The following is a 23077-nucleotide window of genomic DNA, read 5'->3' as shown; positions in this document are numbered from 1 at the left end:
CCTCAGCTGAGGTGCGGCAGTCCCAACTGGCCCACGGGCGGCGCCGCGACGTTCCCGAGACCGAGCCCGGGCACGTTCGGCGCGCCGACGGGCGCAACCAGCGGGTTGACGAGCGGGTTCACCTCGGGGTTCACCGTCGGGTTCACCTGGGGGGCGACATGCGGCGGGGGCTCCGGGTTGAACGCCTGCGGTACGGCGACCTGCGGGGCGACCTGCGGCATGACCTGCGGAGCCGTCTGCGGGGTGACCTGCGGCACGACCTGCGGAGCGGGCGCAGGGGCGGGCGCCGGGGCGGCCTGCGGAGCGTACGACGGGCCGTACGACGGGGCGTTGTTGGAGGCCTGCGCGGCGCCACCGGACGAGGCCGAGGCGGAGGCGTAACCGCTCTGCTGCTGAACCGGGGCCGGGGCGGCAGCGGGAGCGGGGGCCTGCACCGGCTGGGAGTACGACTGCGGGCCGCCGGTCTGCGCGGTGCCCGCCGAGCTGGTCATCGCCGTGGCCTGCGGGGCACTCTGCTGGGGCGCCGAGTACTGGGGCGCGGGCGCCGGGTAGTACTGCGGGGCGGGCTGGGGCGCCGCGTAGTACTGCGGAGCAGGCTGGGGCGCCGCGTAGTACTGGGGGGCAGGCGCGGGGGCTGCGGCCTGGGGCGCTGGGTAGTACGGCGCGGGAGCACCACCGGTGTACCCGACTTGAGCGTCGGCGTGACTGACGCCGGCGCCGATGGCGGACAGACCGCCGGCCGCTGCTACGACGAGCGCGGCCTTGTGAAGCTTTCGCATGGAACCCTCGGCCCTTCAATACCTGTACAGGGAAATCCGTTGTATTCAGTGCAGTCTTGCGGGCGCTCAGTCTGATGTTCGTACTGCGCCTTAACAGGGGTAAATCCTGGGCTGTCATGTGGACTTCACGCCGGAGCCGACAGCAGATCCCGTTGCCCCTCTCGCTGGTCCATGGTCGCTGTCCTCTCCCAGTTGGCAACGACTTTTCCTCCGGCCCGGTCACGGCATGCGATATTCCGTCACCCATTTGCCGTCGGTCGGATTACCGGCCCGCAGCCCCCGAGAGCGATCGAGTGCTCGATTCCCGCCCTCTGGCAAACGGGTGACCACGCCCCGACTGCCGTGACTGGCCCCGCACTTGCCTCGTTCCCAAACAGCATCAGCCGGACTGGCTCATCTGCATTTCCATACGTTCCTTGCACAGGTCAATGAAGGGCCGAGGGTTCCATGCGCAAGTTTCAGCAGGTCGCGCTCGTCGTAGCAGCGGCCGGCGGTCTGTCAGCCATCGGTGTCGGCCCCAGCTCCGCCGACGCCACCGTCGCCCCACCCCCCGCTCCGCGGCAGGATGCCCAGGCCACCTCGTGGACCAACTCCCAGGCCACGGCTCAGACTTACGGCTCGGCCCCGCGTCAGCAGGCGGCCCCGTACCGGGGCGCTGAAGTCACCCCGCAGGTCAACCCGACGCTGAGCCCGAAGATCTCCCCGCAGGTCTCCCCCCAGGCAGCCCCGATGAGCAGCGGTCCGACGGACCAGACCAACCTCTTCCGCCCGTACCAGGAGTGCAGCCCGCAGAACCTGCTTGCCGCGAACCTCCCGGTCGCCGTTCTCGCCGGCGCCGAGACCCGAGGCGTCAGCTGCACCCAGGCCAACAGCCAGGCGAACGCCCTCGCCAAGGCCCACTAGGGCCGACGACCGGCCCGACTGCCGGACACCAACACCAGTACGGGCCCCTCGGGGATCGCTCCGAAGGGCCCGCTCGTAGCCGTTGCGGCTTCCGGATGCTTCCGCAACAAGATCACGCAACACGGCGCGTCGCGGGACATTTTGGGCATATTTCGTATTAATCTCCGTAACCGTAAGAAGTCGATCCGTTACGGATCGTATCCACTCACTCCACCGGAGATGACATGCAAAAGCTTCGCACGGCTGCCGTCCTGGTTGCCGCTCTCAGCAGCGTCGGACTTCTGAGCGCGGGCACCGCCCAGGCGCACGACGGGGGCGGCAAGGGCGGAACGAGCGTCCTGCAGAGCTCCAACTGCAAGTCGCACGACCTGAACCTCGACGTCCTCGGCCAGGTCGGCCTGCTCAACGGCCTGCTGGGCAACGCGCTCAACGGCGAGGGCAACCCGGGTGCGCAGGACACGCACATCGGCTCGACCATGGGCTGCAACAACAGCGCTTTCTGAGCGCGTGACGGTCGCCTAGACGACCGATGACGGGAAGCAGGTCCCGGCGCCGAGCTCCAGGCTCGACGCCGGGGCCCCTTTTTTTATGCATTTCCCGCAATGGACCAACGTGGTGAGCGTCCCCTGAATTCGGCGTGCCGTCGGATGTTCTACCGATATTTCGTATTAGCCTCAGTAACCGAACGAAGTCGATCTGTCACAGATCGCGATCCACTCACTGCACGGAGATGACATGCACAAGCTTCGCAACGCTGCGGTCCTGGTGGCTGCTCTCAGCAGCGTCGGACTCCTGAGCGCCGGCGCCGCCCACGCTGGAGGGGGCAAGGGCGATGACGGCGGCCGTTTCAGCGTTCTGCAGAGCTCCAACTGCAGGTCGCACGACACCAACGTCGACGTCCTCGGCCAGGTCGGCATCCTCAACGGCCTCGGCGGCAACCTCCTGAACGGCGAGGGCAACCCGGGCGCGCAGGAGACCTCCATCGGCTCGAGCATGGGCTGCAGCAACAGCGTCGGCGGCAAGTAAGTCGAACGTTTCTCGGTGCCCCTGCCACAGGCAGGGGCACCGAGCCTTTTCAGCGAAATCGGCGAATGCCGGACCGGGGTGATTCCCGGTCCGGCATTCGCCGATTTCGCTTCAGGGACTGCGTCTCAGAAATCGATCTTGGGCCGCTCGAAGTGAGGCCGCTTGAAGGTGGGCCGCTTGAATCCCTTGGGCAGCGGCGAGGTGTTGGAGCAGTCCACGGTCGGCCCGACCTTCGAGGACCCGTTGTTCAGCCAGCCGTCCTCGGGCAGCACCAGGTGCGGCCGGTAGGTCGTCGAGCAGTCCTGCGTCTGCTTGACGACATACGTGCCGCCCTTGTCCTTGCGGACGGTCTCGCTCTTCTTGATGCAGGTGGTCTCGCCCTGGGCGTTCGTCTTGCAGTTGCCCGGGTTTCCGTCGGCGTGCGCCTGCACGGCGGCACCGACGTAGATCACGGCAAGACTTCCGATGAGCCCCGAGACGGTTGCGATCTTCTGCCGACTGAACATGCGCTGTGTTTCCTTTGCTTGGAGAAGGCTGCAGCCCGAACGCGCACCCTGATGGGTCTGCTGCGCGTCCGGGCTGCCTTTGCCGTAAGGGTGTTACTCAGTGGTGCTCCGAGGTGATGTGCGACGCGATGTCTCGCGAGGCGACGGATCTCCGGGCGTACGGAGCGAACTACTGGCCGTAGCCGGCGACCTGCGGCGTGGCGTACTGGGTCTGCGGGATGTACTGAGCCTGCGGGGCGGCCTGCGGAGCGGCCTGGGGGGCAGCCTGGGGAGCGGCCTGCGGGGCAGCCTGGGGGGCGTAACCGTACGTGGGCGCGTAGTTGAGACCGTTCTCCGGCGCGAAGTACGGAGCCGACTGCGGGTGACCCCACCCGCCGCCGCCGTACGCCACAGCGTTGGCCTGCGAGGAGGCCACCGCGGTGACCCCGTCGAAGCCACCGTTGTCGTGGGCGGAGCTGACGCCGACACCGAAGGCGGACAGCCCCGCGACAGCGGCAACTACGACAGCGGCGCGCTGAAACTTGCGCATGATTTGACCCTTTCCTAGCTGGGCACGAAGCCCTGGCTTGACTACTTAATGTGAGCATATACACACGAAACGTAGTCATTTGGGATCTTGGGCCCTTCTATGCACCGTGTCGGCTTATGGCGAGGCGCCCTTCCGCCCGAGTCGTGGACCTGAAAGGGATAAGAGAGTTGGCATTACGGCGGTCGTACACGCACCGTTTTCCTTTGAAACGACGCTCCCCCGGGGCCGAGTCACGGGCGGCGCGCAGCGGTCACCCGTTTGCCCGCCTGCGCTTGCGGACACGCAAAACAGCGGATGGCCGGTCCAGTTGTCCTGGTCCGGCCATCCGCTGAAGGAAAGGCGACGAAGGGGTCGGAAGGTTCCGCTCGGGGCTCAGCCGCCCAACAGGCCGGGCAGCTCCAGACCGTTGTCGGCCCTGTCGGCCGACCCTGGTGCCTTCTTGAACACCGGATTGTCGGGGGCGCAGGTCACCTCGGGGCCGATCTTCGTGGTCCCGCTGTTCAGAACTCCGACGACGGGCAGGGTCAGGGGCTCCACCGGCACGCAGCTGGTCGTCTGACGGTCGATCCCGTCGCCGGGCATGTCGGCGACGATGCGCTGGATGCAGACGATGTCACCCTGGTTGTTGACGGTGCAGGTGCCCGGGCCGGCTGCGGCATGCGCCTGGGCTGCCCCCGTACAGGCCACGGCGAGGCCGCAAAGAATCCCCGAGACGGCCGCGATCTTCTTTCTGCTGAACATGTGATGCGTCTCCTTGGTGAGGGCGCCCGAGCGCTGTACGCCGCGGACCGGCCGCGCCGGGCTTACGAAGTGACGGGCTGACCTACTGAAGGCACAGTTGCCTCGCGCTCCGGTGGCCGCACATGAACGGGCCCCTTCGGGGGGTGACCCCGAGGGGCTCGCGGAAAGCGTCCTGCACGGTTGGCCGGCGGCGTTCAGCCAGAGAAGGCGTTGTTGAACTGGCCGCAGGTGGTGTCGAAGGTCTCGGAGAGACCGAGCACGCCGATCGGGATGTCGTTCTCGGCGACCGTCTGCGGACTGCACTCCTGGTACGGGCGGTAGTGCTCGGCCACCTTCGGCGCACTGTCGTGGCCGTGGCCGTGGGCGTAGGCGGTACCGGCGCCGGCACCGATGGCGGACAGACCGCCGGCCGCCACTGCCGCTGCGATCATGGCCTGCTGAAGCTTACGCATGGAACCCTCGGTCCTTCACTGCCTGTTGTCGAGGCAGATTGCCTACTGTGACTGGACGAACACTAGCAGTAATCAAGGGTTATTCCGCACCGTCGGATATCCCGTGTCCGATCGGGATTCCTTCTCGGGAATCCCAACTCGCCCGCGCCACAGTGCCATTCGGCGAGCCATACCCGGAACGGCGGGAGAGCGCGGTCCAGGTTCGTAGAACTCGGCGCTCTCCAGCGGGAAATGCTCGTATGTTGAAAAGACCGGTGTCGACTTCGCCGGCGCTCGGCAGACCGATTGGCTCACATCCGCCGATCACTCAATCCACTCAAAAGTGGGAACACGTCATGTTCCGAGTGTCTCCTTTCACGGTCGCGGCATTCCCTTGATCGGGTCCGCCCGATCCGGGCTCCAACTGCGAACGGAGACGCCCGTGCGAATCACCGACATCCAGCGCTGCGAGGTCCGGCCCGGACGGCTCGTCGAGTGGGCGCTCAGTCCGGCGACCGTCACCGCAGCGGCGGGCCTTCCGGAGGACCCCCGGCCGCCCGCGTACCTCCAGGAGTCGCACATCAGGACCGCCCGAACGGTCCACGAGGACGGTCTGTTCGTGCCGACCTGGATCGGTACGGCGTTCGACATCCCGGGCAAGGTCGATCTCGACGCGCTGCAGGAGGCGTTGCGGGGCTGGACACTCCGGCACGAGACGCTGCGCAGCGGATTCCGCTGGGAGGGCGACGAGATGCGCCGGTTCACGCTCGACGCCGAGGACGTGTCTCTGCAACGCGAGGACGTCGGCGACTTCCCCGACGCGGGGCAGCTCGTCCAGCACCTCCAGGACCGCTTCGACGCCGTCGCGAACGCGCTGCGCTGGCCCAACTTCCTCTACGCGGCGGTCATCAGGGACGACGCCACCGGCGTGTACATTGCGTTCGACCACAGCAATGTCGACTCCTACTCCATCCAGCGCATGCCCGCCGAGATCCACGAGCTCTACGCGGCAGCCGTCGAGGGCCGTCCCGTGGAGGAGTCGCCGGTCGGCAGCTACGTCGACTTCTGCGAGATCGAGCGGGCGGACGCGGACCGGATCGACGGCACCCACGAGATCGTCGGCCGCTGGCGGGAGTTCATCCGGCGGTGCCAGGGGAAGCTGCCCAACTTCCCCGTCGACCTGGGACTTGAGCCCGGCGGCGACCTGCCCAGGCAGAAGCTCATGCGCGAGATGCTCGTCGACGCTGATGCCGCCGCGGCGTTCGAGTCGTACTGCCGGCCCTTCGGCGGCAGCCTCGTCGGCGTGCTGGCCGCGACCAGCCTCATCGTCCACGAGATCGGCGGACAGCCCGTCTACCGCTCGGTCGTGCCGTTCCACACCCGGGTGAAGTCCAAGTGGTCCAACTCCGTGGGCTGGTACGTCGGCGGTGCGCCGATCGAGGTCCCGATGGACCAGGCACCCGACCTCCCGAGCGCCCTGAAAGCCGTACGCGCCGAGCTGCAGGCCAACAGGTCGCTGGCACGCATGCCGCTGGCCCGGGTGCTGCGCCTGCTCGGCTCGGACTTCCGCCCGACCTCGCCCGACCTGTACTCGATCGTCTCGTTCGTCGACGGGCGGGGCATCCCCGGCTCGGAGCGCTGGGACGAACTGGCGGCCTACGGGCTCGTCCGGGTGTCGTACGGCGACCAGGTGTGCATCTGGCTCAACCGGCTCCACGAGGGTCTGTGGTTCACCTGCCGCTACCCCGACACCGACGTCGCGTACAAGAACATGCGGCTGTACATCGAGCGGCTGCGGGACGTGATCCTCACCGTGGCCCGCGAGCGCCAACTGGCCGGCGAACTCGCACAGCGCGATCTTGTCGGGTGAACCAGGATCTGTACGGACAGTGCCCCCGACGGTGTCGTCGGGGGCACTGTCATGGAGCCCCCTGTCGGATTCGAACCGACGACCTACGCATTACAAGTGCGTTGCTCTGGCCATCTGAGCTAAGGAGGCCTGCACGCGTACGTGCCGTACGCGCCCGTGCAGTGTACCCAGGTCCAGGCCGGGCCCTGTCGAAAATTTCCGCGAAGTTCACATGCCTCCAGGTACTGACAGAGCGGGAAACGCCAGGTAGCGTCCTGACCCAGTTCGCTCATGTGGACTACACCAACCACCTTCCTACAACGGATCGTCCGGCACGTTCCTGCCGGTAGAAGGGGGCCCATTCACCATGGCCACTGTTACGTTCGACAAGGCGACCCGGATCTACCCGGGCACCGAGAAGCCCGCCGTCGATGGTCTGGAGATCGAGGTCGGGGACGGCGAGTTCCTCGTCCTCGTCGGTCCGTCCGGCTGCGGCAAGTCCACCTCGCTCCGGATGCTCGCGGGGCTCGAGGACGTCAACGCCGGCGCCATCCGCATCGGTGAGCGCGACGTCACGCACCTGCCGCCGAAGGACCGGGACATCGCCATGGTGTTCCAGAACTACGCGCTGTACCCGCACATGACCGTCGCCGACAACATGGGCTTCGCGCTCAAGATCGCCGGCGTCAACAAGGCGGAGATCCGCAAGAAGGTCGAGGAGGCGGCGAAGATCCTCGACCTCTCCGACTACCTGGACCGCAAGCCGAAGGCCCTGTCCGGTGGTCAGCGCCAGCGTGTCGCCATGGGTCGCGCCATCGTGCGTGAGCCGCAGGTGTTCCTCATGGACGAGCCGCTGTCCAACCTGGACGCCAAGCTCCGTGTGTCCACCCGTACGCAGATCGCGTCGCTGCAGCGCCGTCTCGGCATCACCACCGTCTACGTCACCCACGACCAGGTCGAGGCCATGACGATGGGCGACCGCGTGGCCGTGCTCAAGGACGGTCTGCTCCAGCAGGTCGACTCCCCGCGCAACATGTACGACCGCCCGGCCAACCTCTTCGTCGCCGGCTTCATCGGCTCCCCGGCCATGAACCTGGTCGAGGTCCCGATCACCGACGGCGGTGTGAAGTTCGGCAACAGCGTCGTCCCGGTCAACCGTGACGCGCTCAAGGCCGCCGCCGACAAGGGTGACCGCACCGTCACCGTCGGTGTCCGTCCCGAGCACTTCGACATCGTCGAGGAGAACGGCGGCGCCGCGAGCTCCCTGACGAAGGACACCGAGGACGCCCCGGCCGGTCTCGCGGTCTCCGTCAACGTCGTCGAGGAGCTCGGCGCCGATGGCTACGTCTACGGCACCGCCGAGGTCGGCGGCGAGACCAAGGACCTGGTCGTGCGTGTCGAGGGCCGCCGGGTGCCGGAGAAGGGCTCCACGCTGCACGTCGTGCCGCGGCCGGGCGAGACCCACGTGTTCTCGACCTCCACGGGCGAGCGCCTCACCGACTGAACCGTCCGAGTCGCCCGACTCGCAAAACCACCAACCGGGGTGAATTCACCCAGGTTGACGAATGGGGCCCCGCAGCCTGCTGCGGGGCCCCTCTCGTTGTCGACAAATACCCCAGCAGACCGGTCATTTCGATCAGTGTGCGTCAACCCCGTACCCAATCCGAGGCAGTTCTTCATCCCCCGAACCGGTGACTAAATGTCGCCAAATCATCACCCCGCGCTACCCTCACTCGCGTGAAGCACTCCACTAACCAACAGACGCGACGCGGTCGGGGCCCCGCCCGCCGTATCGGCCGCACGCTCGCCCTCGTCCTGCCCGTCGTCCTGGTGCTTTCCGGGACCCTCGCGGTCACGCGAGTCAACTGGACGGGGAACCCCTCGAACTCGGTCCTCGCCGCGGCCGACGCGATCGAAGACGGCAAGAGCGCCGTGGCGGTCCACCGCGCCCCGCAGGACGTGCTGCGCGACCAGCTCCTGGCCGAGCTCCAGGAGAAGAACCCCGGCGTGGCGCTCACGCACCTCCAGCAGGCCGTGAACGAGCGCCCGTCGCTCGCCAAGCACTGCGTGGCCATCGCCCGGGCCCTGGGTCGCGCCGCGGTGCGCGTGTACGGGCCGACGCGTGCGCAGTCGTACGCCCGACCCGTCTGCGACACGTCCTTCGCCTCGGGGGTCGCGGCCTCGCACGTCTGAGCCCGTCCCCCTGCCATCACCGCGGACAGTTCGGAGGAGGGTAACGGCTGATTAAGGATGGGTTGCCGACTCCGGCCGGGGGTGGGACGCGCCGTACAGTTCGGTCATGACCGATCCGAACGCCGCGTCCCGCCCCGTTCAAGCCGTCGTCCTGGCCGGGGGCCAGGGCTCCCGGCTGCGCCCCTACACCGACGACCGGCCCAAGCCGATGGTCGAGATCCCCGGTACGGGGACTCCGATCATCGGCCATCAGCTTGTCTGGCTGGCCGAGGAGGGTGTGACGGACGTGGTGATCAGCTGCGGCCATCTCGCCGACGTCCTGGAGAAGTGGCTCGAGACGGCCGATCTGCCGGTGCGGGTGAAGACGGTCGTGGAGACCGAGCCGCTGGGCCGCGGCGGCGGCCTCAAGTACGCCGCCGCGCACCTCCCCCACCCGGACCGGGCCTGGTACGCCACCAACGGCGACATCTGGACCCGGTTCTCGCTACGGGACATGGCGGACTTCCACACCGAGCGGGACGCCGTCGCGACTCTGGCGCTGGCTCGGCCCCGTATTCCCTGGGGTGCGGTGAAGACCGACGGGTTCGGGCACATCACCGACTTCATCGAGGCGCCGCCGTCGACGTTCGAGATCAACGCGGGTGTGTACGTCTTCTCTCCCGAATTCGCCGGGTTGCTTCCCGAGCGGGGGGATCACGAACGTACGACGTTTCCCCATCTCGCGCGGGAGCGGCGGCTGGCCGGGTTTCCGATTCCTCAGGGGGCGTATTGGCGTGCGATCGATACGGCGAAGGATCTGACCGAGGCTGCGAAGGAGCTGGCCGCTCTGGGGCGGTGAGAGCTCGGGGGGCCCGTTGGATTTCGACTGCGGGTTGGTGGGGGCTGGTCGCGCAGTTCCCCGCGCCCCTGAGCATGGTGCCGTGACCGTACGTTGAAAGAGTCCCGCACGTTGCATGTGCGGGACTCTTTCGTACGGGCTCGGTGGCTCAGAGCCGAGTGCGCTAGCCCAAGAGGCCGCCCACCAGACCCGATTCCCCGGACGAGGAGCCTCCGGAGCCGGTGCCGCCGCTCGGGGTGCCTGTGGTACCGCCGGAGGTCGGGCCCGAGCTGGTGCTGGGGGCGCCGCCGGACGGGGACTGCTGGGACGGGGACTGGCCCGTGCCCTGGGTCTGGCTGGGGGCGCCGCCGGTTGCGGTGGCGCCCGGGGTGGTCGCCGTGCCGGACGGGGTGGAGCCGGCGGTGGCGCCCTGGGTGGGCGTGTTCGAGGCCGACGGCGAGTGGCTGTGCCGCTTGCCGGGCTCCTGCGGGAGCGGGGAACCCGGCAGCTCGTTGCGCGGGGCCTCGCCGGGGCCGGGGACGACCACGCGGTCGGCGTCGCGGACCGCGCCGCCGAGCAGCGAGCCGACGAGCAGCGTGATGCCGGTCGCGATCGCCGTGACGAGGGCGCCGCGGCGCAGGACGTAGCTGCGCAGCTCCCAGATGTCGGAGGCGGGTCCGAGGCGCCGCCAGGCGCTTCCTGCGAGGCGGCCGTCGACGGAGTAGACGGGGGCGCCGGCGATGATCAGCGGGGACCAGGCGGCCAGGTAGATGATGTCGGGGGCGTCGTAGGCAGGGACCGTCTTCCAGCTGACGGTGACGATGAGCGCGGCGGAGAGCAGGGCGCCGAAGACGGCGGCGACGCGCTGCCAGCAGCCGAGGACCGTGAGGACGCCTACGACGACCTGTGCGAAGGCGATGACGAGGCCGGAGCCGACGGGGTGCTGGAGGGCGAACTGGCGCAGTGGCTCGGCGACTTCCCAGGGGTGCAGGGTGTTGAGCCACTTGACCATGGAGCCACGCTTGCCGCCGTCGAAGTAGACGGGGTCGCACAGCTTGCCCATGCCGGCGTAGATGGAGATGAAGCCGAGGAAGATGCGGAGGGGGAGCAGGACGACGCCGAGGTTCATCCGGCGGCCGGGGTAGTAGGCGTGCCGGGCCGGATCGTCGCCGTGGCGCCCCGCCGAGCGGCCGGTGCCGTCCGCCTCGTCGGAGTCTTCGAAGTCCTCGAACTCCTCGGCGCCATAGGCCTGTTCCTCGTCGTATGCGCTGCCGAAGGTGCGCATGTCGGGGAGGAGGCGGGTGCCGCCGAGGTCGTCGCTGTGGGTGCGCTGGGCGCCGACGATCGGTGTTTCGACGGTCTGTTCCAGCTCGTCGTAGACCTCGTCGTAGCCGCCGACGTCGACGCGCGGGATGACCTGGGTGGCTCCGGCGTCGGCCGACGAGTCCTCGCCGTGCCGGACGCTGCCTCCCCGTACGGCCTGGAGCAGACGGTGCGCGCCGGTGTCGTCGGGGGCGGACCTGCCGCTCCAGACGACGGGGCGGCGCCGGGCGCCTCCCGCCCGGCCCGCCGCGGTGCCGACGACGGGCATGCGGGCGGCTTCGGCGGCGCTCAACAGCCGTGCGATCCGCGGCGATTGGGTGCGTGGCGAGGCGCTCAGCTGCACGCGGAAACTGGCGTGATTGACGACGACCTGCGCCGGATCGCTCGGCACCTTCACCATGGTCAGCGCGGGAGCGTCGTCGTATCCCGACGGGCCGACCCCCGTGGGTGTGCGGGGTGTTCTGGTGTCCACACTCATCTAACCGAGTGACGTGTCGTTAGGACACTGCTTTGACCCGCCGGAAGTGTCCGGACCCCGTCAAGCTTGTCCTGAACGCCCAGAACGACCCGCACGGGTGAGGCTATGGACGCGTGTTCACACGCGCCGACGTACGGCCTCGTACAGCACGATCCCCGCGGCCACACCGGCGTTGAGCGACTCAGCGCCACCGGGCATCGGGATCCGCACGCGGAAGTCGCACGTCTCGCCGACCAGGCGGGACAGGCCCTTGCCCTCGCTGCCGACGACGATGACCACCGGGCCCTCCAGGGCCTCCAGCTCGCCGATCTCGTGCTCACCGTCGGCTGCCAGGCCGACGACCACGATGCCCGCCTTCTTGTACGCCTCCAGGGCGCGGGTGAGGTTCGTCGCGCGGGCGACGGGGGTGCGGGCCGCCGTACCGGCCGACGTCTTCCAGGCGCCGGCGGTCATGCCGGCCGCGCGGCGCTCGGGTACGACGACACCGTGGCCGCCGAAGGCCGCGACGGAGCGGACGACGGCACCGAGGTTGCGCGGGTCGGTCACGCCGTCGAGGGCGACGATCAGCGGGTCCTCGCCGTCGTCGTAGGCGGCGCTCGCCAGGTCCTCGGGGTGCGCGTACTCGTACGGCGGGACCTGGAGGACGAGCCCCTGGTGGTTGAGGCCGTTCGTCATGCGGTCGAGCTCGGGGCGGGGGGCCTCCATGAGGTTGATGCCGCCGCGCTCGGAGGCGAGCTGGAGGGCCTCGCGGACGCGCTCGTCGTTGTCGATGAACTGCTGCACGTAGAGGGTGGACGCGGGCACGCCCTCGCGCAGCGCCTCGACCACCGGGTTACGGCCGACGACCAGTTCGGAGGACGACTTGCCGCCGCGGCCACGTGGCGCGGGACGGCGTACGACCTGCTTCGCCTTGGAATTGGCGATGCGGTTCTTCTTGTGGCCCTTGCGCATCTCGGCGGGCGGGGTCGGGCCCTTGCCCTCCAGGCCCTTGCGCCGCTGGCCGCCGCTGCCGACCTGCGCGCCCTTCTTGCCGGACATGCGGCGGTTGTTGGCTGCCATGACCTACCCGTCTGCTCTCTGAAGAAGTGAAGCGTGTGTTCGTACGTCTATGAAGTGTGCCGCCCGGAGGACCGAGCGGCACAATCGATCTTCTGTTCAGCGGCCGGAGCTCAGCGCGGGCCGAGGCTCCAGCGCGGGCCCTGGGGGCCGTCCTCGATGGCCAGGCCCGACTGGTTGAGCTGGTCGCGGATGGCGTCCGCGGTGGCCCAGTCCTTGCGGGCGCGGGCGGCCTCGCGCTGGTCGAGGACCAGACGTACGAGGCTGTCGACGACGCCGTGCAGATCCTCGCCGCGGTCGGCCTCGCCGGCCCAGTGCGGATCGAGGGGGTCGAGTCCGAGGACGCCGAGCATGGCGCGCACCTCGGCGAGGCGGGCGACGGCGGCTTCCTTGTCGTCGGCGGCGAGGGCGGAGTTCCCCTGCCGGACCGTCGTGTGCACGATCGCGAGGGCCTGGGGCACGCCCAGGTCGTCGTCCATCGCCTCGGCGAAGGCGGGCGGCACCTCGGCGGACGGCTCGACGACGCCCGCCTTCTCCACGACGCGCTGCACGAAGCCCTCGATGCGCGCGAACGCCGACTCGGCCTCGCGCAGCGACTCCTCGCTGTACTCGATCATCGAGCGGTAGTGCGGGGTGCCGAGGTAGTAGCGCAGCACGATGGGCCGCCACGTCTTGACCATCTCGCTCACGAGCACGCTGTTGCCGAGCGACTTCGACATCTTGTCGCCCGCCATGGTCACCCAGGCGTTGTGCACCCAGTACTGGGCGAAGTCGTCGCCGTAGGCCTTGGCCTGGGCGATCTCGTTCTCGTGGTGCGGGAAGATCAGGTCGAGGCCGCCGCCGTGGATGTCGAAGGCGGTACCGAGGTACTTGTGCGCCATGGCCGAGCACTCCAGGTGCCAGCCGGGGCGCCCGCGGCCCCACGGGGTGGCCCAGGTCGGCTCGCCGGGCTTGGCGGACTTCCACATGGCGAAGTCGCGCGGGTCCCGCTTGCCCGTCTCGCCGACGCCCGAGGGCTGCTGCAGGTTGTCGAGCTCCTGGCGCGAAAGCTCCAGGTAGCCCGGGAAGGAGCGCACGTCGAAGTAGACGTTGCCGTCGGCCTCGTACGCGTGACCGCGCTCGATCAGGCCCTGCATCATCTCGACCATCTCGGTCACGTGCCCGGTGGCGCGCGGCTCGTAGGTGGGCGGGAGGCAGCCGAGCGCGGTGTAACCGTCGTTGAACGCGCGCTCGTTCTCGTAGCCGATCGACCACCACGGGCGGTTCTGCTCGGCCGCCTTGGCGATGATCTTGTCGTCGATGTCCGTGACGTTCCTGATGAAGGTCACGTCATAGCCGCGGTACTCGAACCAGCGGCGCATGATGTCGAAGTTGAGGCCCGAGCGGATGTGCCCGATGTGCGGTGCGGACTGCACGGTGGCGCCACACAGGTAGATCGAGACACAACCCGGCTTGAGCGGGGTGAAATCACGGATCTGCCGGGCGCTGGTGTCGTACAGCCGAATAGTCACCACTCCAGGGTAGTGGGCGTAAGGCAGTGCCTTGCGCCCCTTCCACTCAAGGGGGACGGTTTCGTGACGTTCACCCTCGGTCGGCCCGCACCACCAGCGCCGTCGCGACCGCCATCAGGCCCTCGTCGCGGCCCGGGAACCCGAGCCCGTCCGTCGTCGCGCCCGACACCGACACCGGCGCTCCGGCCGCCTCGGACAGCAGCTTCTGGGCCTCGTCGCGACGCTTGCCGATCTTCGGGCGAGGGCCCACGACCTGGACGGCGATGTTGCCGATGCGGAAGCCCGCCTCGCGGACGATGCGGGCTGCCTCCGTGAGGAGCGTGACGCCGGATGCGCCCGACCATTCGGGGCGGCCGGTGCCGAAGTGTTGACCCAGGTCACCGAGGCCCGCGGCCGAGAAGAGCGCGTTGCAGGCAGCGTGTGCGACGACGTCCGCGTCCGAGTGGCCGGCCAGTCCCGGGCCCTCGCCCTCCCACTTCAGGCCGGCGCACCACAGCTCGCGGCCCTCCTCGAAGGCGTGGATGTCGGTGCCGATGCCGACCTGGGGAAGCGGCGGATACGTCTCAGAAGCCATCGTTCAGCCTCCTGCGGGCCAGGACCGCCTCCGCCAGGACCAGGTCCAGCGGGCGCGTGACCTTGAAGGCCTCCTCGTGGCCGGGTACGACCACGACCCGCAGGCCCAGCTGCTCGATCATGCTCGCGTCGTCGGTGACGTCGTCGGTCACCGTCTCGTGGGCGTGGATCAGCGTGGCCCGGTCGAAGCCCTGCGGAGTCTGTACCGCTCGGAGGCGGGCCCGGTCCGGGGTGGCCACCACCGGCTCCGGCTCGCCCGTCCCGCCCGTCGGCTCGACCTCCTTCACCGTGTCGGCGAGGGGCAGCGCGGGCACCACGGCCGGCGCTCCCTCCCGTACCGCCTCGATCACCGCGTCCACCGTGTCCACCGGGACCAGCGGCCGGGCCGCGTCGTGGACCAACACGATGTCGTAGTCGGGCGGCAGTGCGTCGAGGCCGAGCTTCACTGACTCCTGACGCGAGTCGCCGCCGGGGACGACGAGGAAGTCGGTCCGCTCGGGCAGGGCGTGTGCGTCGAGAAGGGACTTCACCTCGGGCGCGCCGTCGGGCGGCGCCACGACGACGACCAGGGAGACGGAGCGGGACGCGGCCATCGCGCGCACCGCGTGGATCAGCATGGGAGTGCCGCCCAGCGCACGGAGCGCCTTGGGGGCGCCTGGACCGAGGCGTACGCCCCGGCCTGCGGCCGGGATCACGGCGGCCGTACGGACACTTGTACGGTCCCCGACGGGCGAAGGGCGCGAATCGTCAGACATCGGTTCCTGTCAGGTTTGTGTGCTCGGCCTTGGTGGGTATGGCCTGGGGAGTGCCGGGCGCGACGCCTTGACCGGACCCTTCCGTGACATCGGTCGAGCCAGCTGCCCGGGCCCGGCACGCCAAGTATCGGGTGCCTGCCCCGAAGAAGACGTACTCAAGACGTGCGTACGACGTCCGAGTGCGAACATGCCGCAGCGCCCGGCGACAGTGGAGCTGTCATCGGGCACCGCGGCATTTCGATGTACTGAGTGCTGAAGCGGGCCTTTCGCCTGCGTCAGGTTCAGGACGCGAGAACCTCGTCGAGCAGGGCCTCGGCCTTGTCCTCGTTCGTGTTCTCCGCGAGGGCGAGCTCGCTCACCAGGATCTGGCGGGCCTTGGCGAGCATCCGCTTCTCACCGGCGGACAGTCCGCGCTCACGCTCACGACGCCACAGGTCACGCACCACTTCCGCGACCTTGATGACATCGCCGGAGGCGAGCTTCTCCAGATTTGCCTTGTAACGACGCGACCAGTTCGTGGGCTCCTCGGCGTACGGAGCGCGCAGCACCTCGAAGACCCGGTCCAGCCCGTCCTGACCGACCACATCACGCACGCCGACGAACTCCGCATTGTCCGCTGGCACACGCACCGTCAGGTCACCCTGGGCGACCTTCAGCACCAAGTAGGTCTTGTCCACGCCTTTGATCTGGCGAGTTTCGATGGCCTCGATCAGCGCGGCCCCGTGATGGGGATAGACCACGGTGTCGCCAACCTTGAACGTCATGTGACAGGTACCCCTTCCGTGGCTATCCAGGGTAACACGGAAACCGCGGGTTCTGAATGGCGTTTTCGCAGGTCAGGGCATATCTCGGGGCTTGACAACAGCAACAGGAACGTGCTTCGCGGGCCGAGCGGAAGAAGGTATTCGCAGGTCGGAGCAGCTCTTCGGGGGAGGTGAAACGCGTACGTTACACACATCCGGAGCCCTCCACGAGAGGACGAACGTCCGCATATGTCTGGTTCCAGATGTGCGACTTCCGCTACTCCGTTCGGTGCCGGGAGTGCTTCCCCGTCGATTCCGGAATTGATCACAGACACCCGCCCGCGTGGTCGCTTGTTCCTCGGTTGTTCCATCGGATGATCAATTCCGGGGCGGCCGCGCATTCCTTCACGGAAATTTTGCGCGACGCCGCTCCGGTATGCCGAAGGGACTTATGTGAATGCCGGACGAGCCCCCCTCCGCTACCTCCTGCCGAGGGAAGCGGAGCGCTTGGGGAGGGTCGGGTGCGGCCCCTCGGGAACGGCTCGGTAACCTAAGGCCGCTGACAGACACTTAGGGCGGCTTTATCGGTCGCCACGCTCGAGTCAAGGAGTTGCCGCCGCCGTGAGCAGCAGCCTTCGACGCGGCTCCCTCGCCGCCGCCGCCATCGCGTTCTCGATCGCCTCGCTCGCCGCGTGCGGTGCGGGCGGCGACGCCCAGACGCTGGAGGTCAAGCCGGACAACGCGGAGACCAAGGTCGGCGACATCAAGGTGCAGAACGCGCTGATCATCACCCAGCCGAAGATCGAGGCGGTCGGTCCGGCCGTGGTCTCGGCGACCCTCTTCAACAACGGTGACACCGCGCAGACCGTGGACTCGATCACCCTCCCGAACGTCAACGCGACCGCCCAGGTCAAGCCGGCCAAGGGCAGCGGCAAGCTCGTCGTCCCGGCGCACGGCTCCGTGGTCATCGGCGGCAAGGGCAATGCCAGCGCCGTGCTGCCCAACGGCCGTGAGGCGGTCCAGGACGGCAGCGTCCGCAAGATCACCTTCACGTTCAGCAAGACCGGCGACGTGAGCCTGCGCGCGTTCGTGGTCCCGGCCGACAGCTACTTCAAGAAGTGGGGTCCGACCAACATCCCGACGGTCGCCCCCTCCACCAGCCCCAAGCCGACCAACACCGCGACGGGGTCCCCGACCCCGACGAACTCCGCGGCCACGTCGACGTCGCCCACCCCGACCGACGCGGCCTCCGCGAGCGCGACCGCTCAGTGAGCGGTCGTACGGCGTCGGTGTCGTCGTAGACGAAAAGGGCGGGACCTCTTCGGGAGGTCCCGCCCTTCTGCGTAGGTGCGCGCGGTTTACGGCTCGAACTTGTAGCCGAGGCCGCGGACCGTGACCAGGTACCTGGGCGCACCCGGGTCCGGCTCGATCTTGGCGCGCAGGCGCTTGACGTGGACGTCGAGGGTCTTGGTGTCGCCCACGTAGTCGGCGCCCCAGACGCGGTCGATGAGCTGCATACGGGTCAGCACGCGGCCGGCGTTGCGCAGCAGCATCTCGAGCAGGTCGAACTCCTTGAGGGGCAGGTCGACCTTGGAGCCGGAGACCGTGACCACATGGCGGTCCACGTCCATGCGGACCGGACCGGCCTCCAGCGCGGCCGGGGTGACCTCCTCGGGCTCGCCGCGGCGGCGCAGGACGGCGCGGATGCGGGCGACCAGCTCGCGCGAGGAGAACGGCTTGGTGACATAGTCATCGGCTCCTATTTCCAGGCCGACGACCTTGTCGATCTCGCTGTCCTTGGCGGTCACCATGATGACGGGGACATTGGAGCGGCCGCGCAGCTGGCGGCACACCTCGGTGCCCGGCAGGCCGGGCAGCATCAGGTCGAGGAGGACGAGGTCGGCGCCGTTGCGCTCGAACTCGTCGAGTCCGTCGGGCCCGGTGGTCGCGACGGCGACCTCGAAGCCCTCTTTGCGGAGCATGTATGACAGGGCGTCGGAGAAGGACTCCTCGTCCTCGACGACGAGCACACGGGTCACGGAAGGACCTCCGGGGCGGGAAGCGGTTCGTACGGGGATGACTGGGGGGTGGTTCGGCCGGCCTCGTCGTCGAGATCGTCCGGGTCGGGGTGTTGGTGCGCGCGGTCGCGGGCAGCCCCCGCCTCCGGCAGCCTCAGGGTGAACGTGGAGCCCTGACCCTCTGAGCTCCACACCGTGACCTCCCCGCCGTGCGAGGCGGCCACGTGCTTGACGATCGCCAGCCCCAGGCCCGTACCGCCGGTGGCACGGGAGCGGGCGGGGTCGACGCGGTAGAAGCGCTCGAAGATACGCTCCTTGTCCTTGTCGGAGATGCCGATGCCCTGGTCGGTCACGGCGACCTCGATCAGGTCTCCGCCGGGCACGGTCACCCGGCGGGCGGCTATGCCCACTCGGGTGCGGGCCGGCGAGTAGTTGACGGCGTTCTCCACAAGGTTGCCCAGGGCGGCGGCGAGCTGACCGCGGTTGCCCCAGACGTGCAGGTCGGCGGTGCCGCCCGCGGCCATGGTGATCTGCTTGGTGCCGGCCTGGTGCCGGCAGCGGTCGATGGCCTCGGCGACGAGTTCGTCCACGCGGACGGGCTCGGCGTCCTCGAGGGGGTCGTCGTTCTGCACCCTCGAGAGGTCGATGAGCTCCTGCACCAGGTTGGTGAGCCGGGTGGCCTCGATCTGCATACGGCCGGCGAAGCGCTCCACCGCCTCCGGGTCGTCGGAGGCGTCCATGACGGCCTCGGACAGGAGGGAGAGCGCGCCGACGGGCGTCTTCAGCTCATGGCTCACGTTCGCGACGAAGTCGCGGCGCACCGCTTCGATACGGCGGGCCTCGGTGAGGTCCTCGACCAGCAGGAGCACCAGCCGGGAGCCGAGCGGGGCCACGCGCGCGGAGACGGCGAGAGCCTCGCCCCGCCCTGTCCCCCGCCGCGGCAGGTCCAGCTCCACCTGGCGTATCTCCCCGTCCCGCCGGGTGTCCCTGGCCATCTTCAGCATCGGCTCGACGGAGAGCCGGCCGCCGCGGACCAGGCCCAGGGCGTACGCCGCCGAGCTGGCCTTGACGACCGCGTCGGCCTCGTCCAGGACGACGGCCGAGGAGCGGAGCACGGAGAGGACGGTGTCCACGCCCGGCGGAAGCACCGGGTCCGTGTGCAGGGAGGTGCGGGTCGGGCGCTTCTGCTCCCGCTCGCTCCAGCGGAACGCCAGCATGGCGATCACGCCGGTGAGCACCCCGGCGATCGCTGCCGCTGCGGCGACCGCCGCGTTCACGTCCATGCAAACAGGTTAGGCATGGGGTACGACATCCCCACAGCCGTCGAGGTGCGACCTCGAACACTCGTCGCCCAGAGTTCACCTAGGAGCTAGGGATGGTTCATTTGGGGTGACGGAAACCGACGCGTACGAGCCGGATCGTGGGAGCGTGGGGTCACAGGGCCGGTTTTCGCGGCTGGTTTCCGACCCCCGGAAGCCTTGAGGCATACGTAAGAGAGGGACCCCTGATGCGGGACGCGTACCACGAGGAACTGGATTCGATCGGCGACGGTCTGGTGGAGATGGCCCGGCTGGTCGGGTCGGCGATCGGACGCGCCACGACCGCCATCCTCGACTCCGACCTGAAGCTGGCCGAAAACGTCATCGAGGCCGACAAGAAGGTCGACGACCTCCAGCACGACCTGGAGGCCCGGGCCATAGCGCTGCTGGCCCGGCAGCAGCCGGTGGCCACGGATCTCCGTATCGTCGTCACCTCGCTCCGTATGTCGGCCGACCTGGAGCGTTCGGGCGACCTGGCCCAGCACGTGGCGAAGCTCGCCCGCCTCCGCTTCCCGGAGCGCGCGATCCCTCACGACCTGCACGCGACGATCCTGGAGATGGGCCAGCTCGCGCAGCGCCTCATGGCGAAGGCGGCCGAGGTGATCATCACGAAGGACGTCGACCTGGCGCTCCAGCTGGAGCAGGACGACGACGAGATGGACCTGCTGCACCGCACGCTGTTCCAGCACCTGCTGGACGACCGCTGGCAGCACGGCATCGAGACGGCGGTGGACGTCACCCTCCTCGGCCGCTACTACGAGCGGTTCGCCGACCACGCGGTGTCGGTGGCCAAGCGCGTGGTGTTCCTGGTGACGGGTGAGCACGCGGACGAGCTGCAGGCCGACATCCAGCCGGAGATCCAGCCGGTGGCGGGGGTCGAGGGGGCGTAAACCGGAGGGGCAGGGTGTGCGGGCGCCACAGTGCGCCGTTGATGCGCCCAGCGGAACGGGCATCCAATGGGCACAGGCACCAGCCTCTAGGCCTCCAGGAGGACCCATGGCCGAAGCCCCCACCACGCCCGACCCGACGCAGGAGCGCGAGACGGACCAGCCCGCCGAGATCAGAAGCCTCCCGCTCTTCGGCGCGTGCGGCTGCGGCTCGGGCTGCGGCTGCGGGTGCCAGTCGGGCAATCCCTGCCAGTGCGGCTGAGTGCGCAGACCGCTCTTCCTGTACGACGGTGACTCTTCTCGTACGACGGTGAAGGGCCTCGGTGACCACGTGCACCGGGGCCCTTCGTCATGCGCTCGCACCGACGGCCGTGCGGGCGCAGCATGGAAGAGGAGAGGAATGGGGGGCGAAGCCGAAGATCGGAAGGAGGCGCGGTGTCATGGCCAAGTACATGGACGTACACCACGGGATGAAGGGCATCACGGCGGAGCAGCTGCGGCAGGCCCACAATGCCGACCTCGCCATAGAGAAGGACGAGTCCGTCCACTTCGAGAAGGCCTGGGCGGACCCCGAGTCCGGCACGGTCTACTGCCTCTCCGAGGCGCCCTCGGCCGAAGCGGTCCAGCGGATCCACGAGCGGGCGGGCCACAAGGCCGACGAGATCGTCCCGGTACCGCTGACGGTCTGACGACATCAGTGCGCGGCGCGACGGCGTCCCCGGAGGCGGATCACGAGGTGCGTGCCGAGGGCGACGGGGACGAGGACGTCGACGATCCGGACGGTGCGGAGGAGGACGTCGTCCGGTGAGGTGGCTGTGTCCCAGCCGTGCGGCAGCCCGATGAGTACGGCGGAGGACAGCAGGGACAGCAGACAGGACCAGACAACAGCAGCCCCCAGATGAACAACCCACTCCGGTGCGCGAGACCTCCGCCCGAGCCTCCCGACCCACCGAAGCGCAAGCACCCGCGCGGGCACGACCCCGACGCCGCTCACCAGACCCGCCAGGAACACGACGGCCACGACCCCGCCCCCGTACCCGGCCACCGCCCACACGACGCCGAGCACGACAACGGCGAGCGCGAACCCCACCCACCACACCGACACGAGCTGCCGCTCCATGAATACCCGCCCCCCTCGGAACTGATCGCGCCACCATGGCATGGCCGGGGGTGGAGTGGAACGGCATCCGGCACAACTCGAACAAGGTCCTCGTCGGCCGGGCGCCCATCCACCGATGAGTTTTGCAGGCTGGGCCGGTCCACTCCGTCGTACACCATCGAACGTCGGACTGGAGACCCACCATGACCACTCCCGCACACGCCGGTCGCATGCTGTTCGTGAACATCCCCGTGGCGGACGTCGGGCGCAGCAAGGCGTTCTTCGCGCAGCTCGGATTCAGCTACAACCCGATGTTCACCGGAGAGACCGCCGCCTGCATGCTGGTCGGCGAGCAGGCCTCCGTCATGCTGCTCAGCCACGAGACGTTCGCGCAGTTCGCGAAGCTGCCGATGGCCGATCCCACCACGCACACGCTGGCGCTCTACTGCTTCAGCGTGTCGGCCCGCGACGAGGTTGACAGGGTCGCTGAGGCCGCGCTCGCCGCGGGCGGCTCCGAGGCGGACGGCCCCGAGGACCACGGCTTCATGTACTCACGCAGCTTCTTCGACCTCGACGGCCACGGGTGGCAGGTCATGTGGATGGATCCGTCGAGCACCTCGGACAGCTCGACTTCCTCCACGCCCGCGAGAGCGTGATCGGGGGCTGAGGACCCACAGCGGGACCAGGACGTGAAATTGCCCCCGATCCGCGCTTCCCGCGCAGGTCAGGGGCATGATCACCAAACCTACTTCTTCTTGCCCTGGTTCTTGACCGCCTCGATCGCTGCCGCTGCCGCCTCGGGGTCGAGGTACTTGCCGCCCTTCGTCACCGGCTTGAAGTCGGCGTCGAGTTCGTAGTAGAGCGGGATGCCCGTCGGGATGTTCAGGCCGGCGATGTCCGCGTCCGAGATGCCGTCCAGGTGCTTGACCAGGGCGCGGAGGCTGTTGCCGTGGGCTGCCACCAGGACCGTGCGGCCCGCCAGGAGGTCGGGGACGATGCCGTCGTACCAGTACGGGAGCATGCGGACCACGACGTCCTTGAGGCACTCCGTCCTCGGGCGCAGCTCCGGGGGGATCGACGCGTAGCGCGGGTCGTCCGACTGGGAGAACTCCGTGCCGTCCTCGAGCGCCGGGGGCGGGGTGTCGTAGGAGCGGCGCCACAGCATGAACTGCTCCTCGCCGAACTCCGCGAGGGTCTGCGCCTTGTCCTTGCCCTGGAGGGCGCCGTAGTGGCGCTCGTTCAGGCGCCAGCTGCGGTGGACCGGGATCCAGTGACGGTCCGCCGACTCCAGCGCCAGCTGCGCCGTGCGGATCGCGCGCTTCTGGAGCGAGGTGTGGACCACGTCGGGAAGAAGGTCGGCGTCCTTCAGGAGCTCGCCACCGCGGACTGCCTCCTTCTCGCCCTTCTCGTTCAGGTTGACGTCCACCCAGCCGGTGAACAGGTTCTTCGCGTTCCACTCGCTCTCGCCGTGGCGGAGGAGGATCAGCTTGTACGGTGCGTCGGCCATGCCTCAGAGCGTAATCCACGTGTTCGGCCCCCAG

Annotated in this window: 27 protein-coding genes and 1 tRNA gene; 12 read left to right on the top strand and 16 right to left on the bottom strand. The window is 68.9% G+C overall.

Features of this window, described 5'->3' with window-relative positions; translation table 11 throughout:
* Positions 1 to 2 precede the first annotated feature (2 nt).
* The gene (locus tag ACFY1L_RS23125; RefSeq protein ID WP_388827291.1) at positions 3 to 779 is read right to left on the bottom strand and encodes a hypothetical protein; all 777 of its coding nucleotides are present in this window, start codon (positions 777 to 779) and stop codon (positions 3 to 5) included.
* Positions 780 to 1226: 447 nt separating this feature from the next.
* Here ACFY1L_RS23125 and ACFY1L_RS23120 point away from each other — a divergent pair, with 447 nt between their 5' ends.
* The 3 genes from ACFY1L_RS23120 (at position 1227) to ACFY1L_RS23110 (ending at position 2708) form a co-directional block, all read left to right on the top strand.
* Complete coding sequence (locus ACFY1L_RS23120) at positions 1227 to 1682, top strand: hypothetical protein (RefSeq protein WP_388827288.1); 456 nt, start codon at positions 1227 to 1229, stop codon at positions 1680 to 1682.
* Positions 1683 to 1906: 224 nt separating this feature from the next.
* Positions 1907 to 2185, top strand: a complete 279-nt coding sequence (locus ACFY1L_RS23115; RefSeq protein WP_361274626.1) for a hypothetical protein — start codon at positions 1907 to 1909, stop codon at positions 2183 to 2185.
* Positions 2186 to 2417: 232 nt separating this feature from the next.
* Complete coding sequence (locus tag ACFY1L_RS23110) at positions 2418 to 2708, top strand: hypothetical protein (protein ID WP_388827285.1); 291 nt, start codon at positions 2418 to 2420, stop codon at positions 2706 to 2708.
* Between the two features lie 125 nt (positions 2709 to 2833).
* Here the strand turns inward: ACFY1L_RS23110 and ACFY1L_RS23105 are convergent, their stop codons facing one another.
* From ACFY1L_RS23105 to ACFY1L_RS23090, 4 genes are all read right to left on the bottom strand, one after another.
* Positions 2834 to 3214 (bottom strand): hypothetical protein, encoded by a 381-nt coding sequence (locus ACFY1L_RS23105; RefSeq protein WP_388827282.1) that lies wholly within the window; start codon positions 3212 to 3214, stop codon positions 2834 to 2836.
* Between the two features lie 169 nt (positions 3215 to 3383).
* On the bottom strand, positions 3384 to 3743 hold the full coding sequence (locus ACFY1L_RS23100; protein WP_388827279.1) for a hypothetical protein: 360 nt from the start codon (positions 3741 to 3743) through the stop codon (positions 3384 to 3386).
* Between the two features lie 372 nt (positions 3744 to 4115).
* Complete coding sequence (locus ACFY1L_RS23095) at positions 4116 to 4484, bottom strand: hypothetical protein (protein ID WP_388827276.1); 369 nt, start codon at positions 4482 to 4484, stop codon at positions 4116 to 4118.
* A gap of 194 nt (positions 4485 to 4678) precedes the next feature.
* Positions 4679 to 4936 (bottom strand): hypothetical protein, encoded by a 258-nt coding sequence (locus ACFY1L_RS23090; RefSeq protein ID WP_361274614.1) that lies wholly within the window; start codon positions 4934 to 4936, stop codon positions 4679 to 4681.
* A 421-nt stretch (positions 4937 to 5357) separates the two neighbouring features.
* Between ACFY1L_RS23090 and ACFY1L_RS23085 the strand changes: the two genes are divergently transcribed.
* Positions 5358 to 6785, top strand: a complete 1428-nt coding sequence (locus ACFY1L_RS23085; protein WP_388827273.1) for a condensation domain-containing protein — start codon at positions 5358 to 5360, stop codon at positions 6783 to 6785.
* 52 nt (positions 6786 to 6837) lie between these two features.
* Here ACFY1L_RS23085 and ACFY1L_RS23080 read toward each other — a convergent pair.
* Positions 6838 to 6914, bottom strand: a tRNA-Thr gene (locus ACFY1L_RS23080).
* A 217-nt stretch (positions 6915 to 7131) separates the two neighbouring features.
* On the opposite strand from ACFY1L_RS23080, the gene ACFY1L_RS23075 reads away from it, so the two are divergent.
* The 3 genes from ACFY1L_RS23075 (at position 7132) to ACFY1L_RS23065 (ending at position 9795) form a co-directional block, all read left to right on the top strand.
* Positions 7132 to 8268, top strand: coding sequence for an ABC transporter ATP-binding protein (locus ACFY1L_RS23075; protein WP_388827270.1), 1137 nt, complete (start codon positions 7132 to 7134; stop codon positions 8266 to 8268).
* Positions 8269 to 8501: 233 nt separating this feature from the next.
* The gene (locus ACFY1L_RS23070) at positions 8502 to 8957 is read left to right on the top strand and encodes a hypothetical protein (protein WP_388827268.1); all 456 of its coding nucleotides are present in this window, start codon (positions 8502 to 8504) and stop codon (positions 8955 to 8957) included.
* Positions 8958 to 9063: 106 nt separating this feature from the next.
* On the top strand, positions 9064 to 9795 hold the full coding sequence (locus ACFY1L_RS23065; RefSeq protein WP_388827265.1) for an NDP-sugar synthase: 732 nt from the start codon (positions 9064 to 9066) through the stop codon (positions 9793 to 9795).
* Between the two features lie 163 nt (positions 9796 to 9958).
* Here ACFY1L_RS23065 and ACFY1L_RS23060 read toward each other — a convergent pair whose 3' ends face one another.
* The 6 genes from ACFY1L_RS23060 to ACFY1L_RS23035 all read right to left on the bottom strand — a co-directional run bounded on the left by ACFY1L_RS23060 (position 9959) and on the right by ACFY1L_RS23035 (position 16234).
* Entirely contained in the window at positions 9959 to 11575 is a 1617-nt protein-coding gene (locus ACFY1L_RS23060; RefSeq protein WP_388827262.1) for a DoxX family membrane protein, read from the bottom strand.
* Between the two features lie 117 nt (positions 11576 to 11692).
* The gene (gene rlmB / locus ACFY1L_RS23055; RefSeq protein WP_388827259.1) at positions 11693 to 12634 is read right to left on the bottom strand and encodes a 23S rRNA (guanosine(2251)-2'-O)-methyltransferase RlmB; all 942 of its coding nucleotides are present in this window, start codon (positions 12632 to 12634) and stop codon (positions 11693 to 11695) included.
* A 110-nt stretch (positions 12635 to 12744) separates the two neighbouring features.
* A complete protein-coding gene (gene cysS / locus ACFY1L_RS23050; protein ID WP_388827257.1) occupies positions 12745 to 14142 on the bottom strand; it encodes a cysteine--tRNA ligase in 1398 nt (465 codons plus the stop codon).
* A gap of 70 nt (positions 14143 to 14212) precedes the next feature.
* The gene (gene ispF / locus ACFY1L_RS23045; protein ID WP_388827254.1) at positions 14213 to 14716 is read right to left on the bottom strand and encodes a 2-C-methyl-D-erythritol 2,4-cyclodiphosphate synthase; all 504 of its coding nucleotides are present in this window, start codon (positions 14714 to 14716) and stop codon (positions 14213 to 14215) included.
* Positions 14706 to 15470 carry a 2-C-methyl-D-erythritol 4-phosphate cytidylyltransferase gene (gene ispD, locus ACFY1L_RS23040; RefSeq protein ID WP_388827251.1) on the bottom strand — a complete coding sequence of 255 codons (765 nt, stop codon included), beginning with the start codon at positions 15468 to 15470 and terminating at the stop codon, positions 14706 to 14708. Before ispD ends, ispF begins: the two co-directional genes overlap by 11 nt.
* Before the next feature lie 281 nt (positions 15471 to 15751).
* A complete protein-coding gene (locus ACFY1L_RS23035; RefSeq protein ID WP_003953493.1) occupies positions 15752 to 16234 on the bottom strand; it encodes a CarD family transcriptional regulator in 483 nt (160 codons plus the stop codon).
* Positions 16235 to 16834: 600 nt separating this feature from the next.
* On the opposite strand from ACFY1L_RS23035, the gene ACFY1L_RS23030 reads away from it, so the two are divergent.
* Positions 16835 to 17485: a DUF461 domain-containing protein gene (locus ACFY1L_RS23030; protein ID WP_388827248.1), complete on the top strand. Its 651-nt coding sequence runs from the start codon at positions 16835 to 16837 to the stop codon at positions 17483 to 17485.
* An 86-nt stretch (positions 17486 to 17571) separates the two neighbouring features.
* On the opposite strand, the gene ACFY1L_RS23025 is transcribed toward ACFY1L_RS23030, so the two are convergent.
* Both ACFY1L_RS23025 and ACFY1L_RS23020 read right to left on the bottom strand, forming a co-directional pair.
* Complete coding sequence (locus ACFY1L_RS23025) at positions 17572 to 18252, bottom strand: response regulator transcription factor (RefSeq protein ID WP_015659563.1); 681 nt, start codon at positions 18250 to 18252, stop codon at positions 17572 to 17574.
* Positions 18249 to 19514, bottom strand: a complete 1266-nt coding sequence (locus ACFY1L_RS23020; RefSeq protein WP_361274589.1) for an ATP-binding protein — start codon at positions 19512 to 19514, stop codon at positions 18249 to 18251. The genes ACFY1L_RS23025 and ACFY1L_RS23020 overlap by 4 nt, the downstream gene beginning before the upstream one ends.
* Positions 19515 to 19738: 224 nt before the next feature.
* Here ACFY1L_RS23020 and phoU point away from each other — a divergent pair, with 224 nt between their 5' ends.
* The 3 genes from phoU (at position 19739) to ACFY1L_RS23005 (ending at position 21126) form a co-directional block, all read left to right on the top strand.
* Positions 19739 to 20440 (top strand): phosphate signaling complex protein PhoU, encoded by a 702-nt coding sequence (phoU, locus tag ACFY1L_RS23015; protein WP_388827245.1) that lies wholly within the window; start codon positions 19739 to 19741, stop codon positions 20438 to 20440.
* A 106-nt stretch (positions 20441 to 20546) separates the two neighbouring features.
* Positions 20547 to 20699 carry a hypothetical protein gene (locus ACFY1L_RS23010; RefSeq protein WP_266682052.1) on the top strand — a complete coding sequence of 51 codons (153 nt, stop codon included), beginning with the start codon at positions 20547 to 20549 and terminating at the stop codon, positions 20697 to 20699.
* 178 nt (positions 20700 to 20877) lie between these two features.
* The gene (locus ACFY1L_RS23005) at positions 20878 to 21126 is read left to right on the top strand and encodes an SCO4226 family nickel-binding protein (RefSeq protein WP_388827242.1); all 249 of its coding nucleotides are present in this window, start codon (positions 20878 to 20880) and stop codon (positions 21124 to 21126) included.
* Positions 21127 to 21131: 5 nt separating this feature from the next.
* Here the strand turns inward: ACFY1L_RS23005 and ACFY1L_RS23000 are convergent, their stop codons facing one another.
* The gene (locus tag ACFY1L_RS23000) at positions 21132 to 21557 is read right to left on the bottom strand and encodes a hypothetical protein (protein WP_388827239.1); all 426 of its coding nucleotides are present in this window, start codon (positions 21555 to 21557) and stop codon (positions 21132 to 21134) included.
* Positions 21558 to 21739: 182 nt separating this feature from the next.
* Between ACFY1L_RS23000 and ACFY1L_RS22995 the strand changes: the two genes are divergently transcribed.
* Positions 21740 to 22192: a VOC family protein gene (locus tag ACFY1L_RS22995; RefSeq protein ID WP_388827236.1), complete on the top strand. Its 453-nt coding sequence runs from the start codon at positions 21740 to 21742 to the stop codon at positions 22190 to 22192.
* 89 nt (positions 22193 to 22281) lie between these two features.
* On the opposite strand, the gene ACFY1L_RS22990 is transcribed toward ACFY1L_RS22995, so the two are convergent.
* Positions 22282 to 23043, bottom strand: a complete 762-nt coding sequence (locus ACFY1L_RS22990; RefSeq protein WP_388827233.1) for a phosphoglyceromutase — start codon at positions 23041 to 23043, stop codon at positions 22282 to 22284.
* Positions 23044 to 23077 lie beyond the last annotated feature (34 nt).

The sequence above is a fragment of the Streptomyces sp. NPDC001663 genome (assembly GCF_042893105.1).
Taxonomy (GTDB): Bacteria; Actinomycetota; Actinomycetes; order Streptomycetales; family Streptomycetaceae; genus Streptomyces.
The sequence above is the reverse complement of the archived record's forward strand: the minus strand, read 5'-3'. Positions and strand labels throughout refer to the sequence as shown.